At 71.3% G+C, this 5134-nt stretch carries 4 protein-coding genes and 1 pseudogene; all 5 read left to right on the top strand.

Features of this window, described 5'->3' with window-relative positions; all coding sequences use genetic code 11:
* The coding region (locus tag VG276_13960) for a hypothetical protein (protein HEV8650475.1) at positions 1-262 on the top strand (262 nt) is incomplete at its 5' end.
* Positions 259-693, top strand: a pseudogene (locus VG276_13965) (recombinase family protein). The gene VG276_13960 and the pseudogene VG276_13965, both read left to right, overlap by 4 nt.
* Positions 694-1447: 754 nt before the next feature.
* Positions 1448-3187: a group II intron reverse transcriptase/maturase gene (gene ltrA, locus VG276_13970; protein HEV8650476.1), complete on the top strand. Its 1740-nt coding sequence runs from the start codon at positions 1448-1450 to the stop codon at positions 3185-3187.
* Between the two features lie 674 nt (positions 3188-3861).
* The gene (locus tag VG276_13975) at positions 3862-4680 is read left to right on the top strand and encodes a hypothetical protein (GenBank protein ID HEV8650477.1); all 819 of its coding nucleotides are present in this window, start codon (positions 3862-3864) and stop codon (positions 4678-4680) included.
* 43 nt (positions 4681-4723) lie between these two features.
* Entirely contained in the window at positions 4724-5098 is a 375-nt protein-coding gene (locus VG276_13980) for a MerR family transcriptional regulator (protein ID HEV8650478.1), read from the top strand.
* Positions 5099-5134: the final 36 nt, after the last annotated feature.

Here is a 5134-nt window from a genome sequence, read left to right on the forward strand (position 1 = left end):
CTGCGGCTGGTCGAGGTCGTCGAGCGGCTGCGAGCCCGCGCGCGTGGCGAGGAGGGCGGGTCGTCATGGACGACGGGGGAAGACCCTGGCCCCCCAGTGGGCGGCCAACCAGTGCTGGGCGGAGCTGCCGGAGGCCAACCGGCGGGCGGCGGTGTGGTGGCTGGCGGTGCTGGCCAGCCGGGTGCTGGCGGTGCGGCTGCCGGGCGTGGGCGCGACGGGCGTCGACGTCCGGGATCTGGCCGGTGAAGGGGGGCGGCCATGACTGCGGTGCTGCCGTGGGAGCGGCTGGGCGGCAAGGTGGGCGACCGGCATCTTGAGCGGCTGGCGGTGGTGTATGTGCGCCAGTCCACCCGCCAGCAGGTCGCTGACCATGGGGAGTCGACCCGGTTGCAGTACGGGCTGGTGGAGCGGGCGGTCGCGCTGGGCTGGCAGACCTCGCGGGTGCTGGTGATCGACGACGATCTCGGCAAGTCCGGGTCCAGGGCAGCCGGCCGGGTGGGGTTCGGTCGGCTGGTCACCGAGATCACCATGGGGCATGTGGGGCTGGTGCTGGGCATCGAGGTGTCGCGGCTGGCCCGCTCGGGCGCTGACTGGTACCGGCTGCTGGACCTGTGCGCGCTGTCGGGCGCGCTGCTGGCCGACGCCGATGGCATCTATGACCCGGTGGACTACAACGACCGGCTGCTGCTGGGGTCGGGAGGGGACGATGAGCGGTGCGACGCGAGGGCGCACGTTGCGAGTGAACTCGCCGACTGGAGGATCGGTGACGAGGGTGTAGTTCCGGACCAGTGTCCAAGGTCCGTCCCCACCCTGACGTGCGTCGCGGGTAACCGCGGGGTGCGAAGCTCAGGGGGTCAAGCCCAAGGGCGCCCGCTCCATCCGAGCGCCACAGGCGAAGGGGAAGACTGGACGGGCGAACGCGAGTGAACCCCTGGTGATGCCTCGTCAGGTACAGCCCTGCGTGATGGGTCGTGGTGCCGGGGTGCAGGAACCGGCCGTTGAGAGGCGGCAAGCGGCGGCTGCGGGACGCGACCAACAGCCGTAGGACACCGCTGTTCCCGGGGTATAGGGGGCGCCCACCCCAGTCGGATCTCGTGCGTGCGCAACGCGGTAACCCCGTCGGGGTCCAGGTGCCGAGTGCGGTGTCTGGTAGGCCGACCGTGAGGGACGCGGAACTCCCCGGCGGGAACAGGAAGGCCCAAGAAGCAAATGCCGGTGGCCGAAAGGCAGCGGGAAGGCGAGACAACGTGATCGGCCCCTCCGCCGGTCGTCTCGTATAACCGGCCGGATACGGGCGTCTGCCCGGACCCGAAAGGGTGCTGACGTGGGTCTGGTGGGCCTGTGTCGAACTGCTGACTTCAAGGCGCTGGAACCGAGGGACAAGTTGGACACCGTGGCGAGGAAGAGGGGTGGGACGGCGCAGGCCGCCGCACCCGTCGTCGGCGCGGTGAACGGACCCGAGGGCGAACCTTGCGACTGGCTGTGGATCGACTGGCGGCCGGTGGAGGATGACGTACGGCGGCTGAGGCAACGGATCTTCACGGCATCGCAGGCAGGGGACCTCAAGAAGGTCCGCAACTTGCAGAAGCTGATGCTCCGCTCCCGAGCCAACACGCTGTTGAGCGTGCGGCGCGTGGCGGAGGTCAACACGGGCCGCAAGACGGCAGGCATCGACGGCAACACGGCGCTGCTGCCCCAGGCGAAGGCCGAGTTGGCCGGCTGGGTGCAGCACCGGGCCGAGTCGTGGAAGCCCAAACCCGTCAAGCGGGTGTACATACCGAAGGCAGGCGGGCGTCAGCGCCCGCTCGGCATTCCCGTCATCGCGGACAGGGCCTTGCAAGCGGTTGTCCTGGCTGCGCTGGAACCCGAGTGGGAGGCGCGGTTTGAGCCCAGATCCTATGGATTCCGGCCGGGCCGCGGCTGCCACGACGCGATCGAGTCCATCTACCTGACCGGCAAGGGGCCCAACCCCAAACGGCCGTGGGTGCTCGACGCCGACCTGGCGGCGGCATTCGACCGAATCGATCATGAGCACTTGCTCACCTCGCTGGGCACGTTCCCCGCGCGGGGACTCATCGCCCAGTGGCTGAAGGCGGGCGTGGTCGACAACGGTTGGTTCGCCCCAACCCAGGAGGGAACTCCTCAAGGCGGGGTGATCAGCCCCGTGCTGATGAACGTGGCCTTGCACGGCATGGAGCAGGCCGCCGGGGTCCGCTATCACGAGACCGGCGTCAATGCCGGAAGCGCGATGCGGGGCAGTCCCGTGCTGGTGAGATACGCAGACGATCTTGTGGCGATGTGCGTCAGCCGCGAGCAGGCCGAGCAGGTCAAGGCGCGGCTGGCCGCCTGGCTGGCGCCCAGGGGGCTGGCCTTCAACGAGGACAAGACACGGATCGTGCACCTCGATGACGGCTTCGAGTTCTTGGGCTTCCACGTTCGCCGACATCGCAATCGCAAGCTGCTGATCAAGCCGAGCAAGGCGGCCGTGCAACGGATCCGGGAACGGCTCGCCGCCGAGATGCTGGCCCTGCGAGGGTCCAACGCCGAAGCGGTGATCGCCAGGCTCAACCCGATCATCCGGGGCTGGTCTGCCTACTACCGGGGAGTGGTCTCCACCGCGACGTTCGCGGCACTGGACCACCACGTGTGGAAGCTGGCCTACAAATGGGCCAAATACGCCCACGCGAACAAGTCGAGGGACTGGATCGTTCACCAGTACTTCGGCGCGTTCAACCCTCACCGGCGTGACCGGTGGGTGTTCGGGAACCGTGACAGCGGTGCCTATCTGCGCAAGTTCGCGTGGACGAAGATCGTCCGGCACCAGCTGGTCAAGATCGGAGCGTCTCCGGATGATCCGGCCCTGGCCGAGTACTGGGCCCGGCGGCGGCGCAAGACGGTGATCCCGCTGGTGGACAAGGCCGACTGGCACCTGCTGGTGAACCAGAACGGCGCCTGCCCGGTCTGCGGGGCGCTTTTGCTGCACGCCGACGACCCGCCGACCAGCCCCCGCGAATGGGAGCAATGGATGCGGGCAACCCGCAAGGCGATCACCCGTAACGCGATCGCCCGAGCGGGACCGGGCACCCTGGACGGACCACACGTCCGTCTCCTGCACGCCCACTGCCGGCAGCGGCTCACCGCCGACACCGGCGGCGGACCCGCGCTGCTGCGCGCCTGCGAGCCATAGGGCTCGCTTGAGCCGTGTGCTCGGATGACGGGCCCGCACGGTTCTGAGGGGGCCGGGGCACAGCAATGGGCCCCGGCTACCCGACAGGCCGAGCTGCACTTTCTGGCCGGTCGGCTCCAGGGCGCCAAGCGGGCCGCGGCGGCGCGGGGGGAGCTGCGCTTCCCGCTGCCGGTCGGCTACGTCTACGACGACGAGGGCGCCACGGTGATGGACCCGGACGCGGAGGTGGCGGCGGCGGTCACCGACGTCTTCGCCGCCTTCCGCGCCGGCGGGTCCGCCTACCAGGTCGTGGCCGCGTTCAAGGGGCGACGCTTCCCGTTGCGTGCCTACGGTGGGGCGTGGGCCGGCCAGCTGCGCTGGGGCCGGCTGACCCACTCCCGGGTGCTCGGCATCCTGGCCAACCCCGCTTACGCCGGCACCTACGTGTTCGGCCGCTACCACTCCCACCGGGTGGTGGCCCCGGACGGGACGGTGCGGACCAAGGTCGTCGAGCTGGCCCGCCAGGAGTGGCCGGTGGCCGTCCACGACCACCACCCCGGCTACGTCTGCTGGGACGACTACCTGGCCAACGCCGCCCGGCTTCAGGCCAACACCACCAACGCCGGGGCCCGCCCGCCGCGCGAGGGCCACGCCCTGTGCCAGGGGATCATCGTCTGCGGCTCCTGCGGGCGACCATGTCGACCCGTTACCACCGCAACGGCCACGCCGCCTACGAGTGCTCAGCCTCCCGGGCCGACCAGACAGCGACGGCCACCTGCCGGTCGATCAGCGCCGTCAGCGTCGACGACGCCGTGGCCGAGCGCCTCCTGGACGCCCTCAACCCCGAGGAGGTCGCCCTGGCCCTGGCCGCCGCCGACGAGGTCGCCGACCGTCGGGCGCGCCGCAGCCGGGCCGCCGAGCTGGCCGTGGAGCGGGCCCGCTACCAGGCCGACCGGGCGGAGCGGGCCTTCTGCGCCTGCGAGCCCGAGAACCGCCTTGTGGCCCGCAACCTCGAGTCCCGCTGGGAGTCGCGCCTGGCCGTCCTGGCCGAGGCTGAGAAGGCCCTGACCCAGGCGCAAGCCGCCGTCCCGCCCCTTCCGTCCCGGACCGAGCTCGAAGCCCTCACCACCAACGTGTCTGGCCTGTGGCACGCGCCGACCACCGCGGCCCGGGACCGCAAGCGGCTGCTGCGCACCCTCGTCGCCGACGTCACCCTGCTCCCCGAGCCCGACCTGGCCAAGGCCCGCATCGGGATTCGCTGGCACACCGGCGCCACCGACGAGGTGGCGCTCGCCCGGCGGATGGCGGTCGTCGAATACCGCCGCACCGCTCCCGCCGCCGTCGAGCTCGCCCGACGGCTCGGGCCGACCACCGACAACGCCACCCTCGCCGCCGAGCTGAACGCGGCCGGGCACCGAACGGGGGCGGGAGAGCCTTCGACGCTGACGCCGTCTCCTCGCTGCGCCACTACCACGGGATCGGATCGCCCGATCTCCTCCGCCCCGGTGAGCTGACCGTGCGCGACGTGGCTGGCCGCCTGGGCGTGAACCAGGAACCGTGACCGACTGGATCAACCGTGGGCTGATGCAGGCCCGGCGGGGCCGCTCCAACCGCTGGTGCGTCCCGTTCGGGCCGGACGTGGAGGCCGCCTGGCGGGAGCGCGTGGCGGCCTCACCGCAGGTTCACCGCGACATCGACCCCGCGGGCCGGGAGCCCAACGAGCGCACCATCGCCGAGGTGGCCGGGGCGCTGGGGGTGAAGCCCGATGTCGTCTACTACTGGACCGAGCGCGGCCACCTCCCGTGGCGCCGGGGCCGCGGCGGTCGCAAGTACATCGACTTCACCCCGGAGGTCGCGGCTGCCTGCCGCCGCCGCGTCGCCGCATCGGCCCATCTCCCGGCCGTCGTCAAGTCCCAAGCCCAGCACTCCTGACAGGAGGAGCAGTTTGAAGCCACCGTCCCCACGGTC

The sequence above is a fragment of the Actinomycetes bacterium genome, assembly GCA_036000965.1.
Lineage (GTDB): Bacteria > Actinomycetota > CALGFH01 > CALGFH01 > CALGFH01 > DASYUT01.

Coding starts and splice junctions, on each gene's coding strand:
- VG276_13975 (HEV8650477.1), top strand. CDS start 3,862: ATGTCGACCCGTTACCACCGCAACGGCCACGCCGCCTACGAGTGCTCA.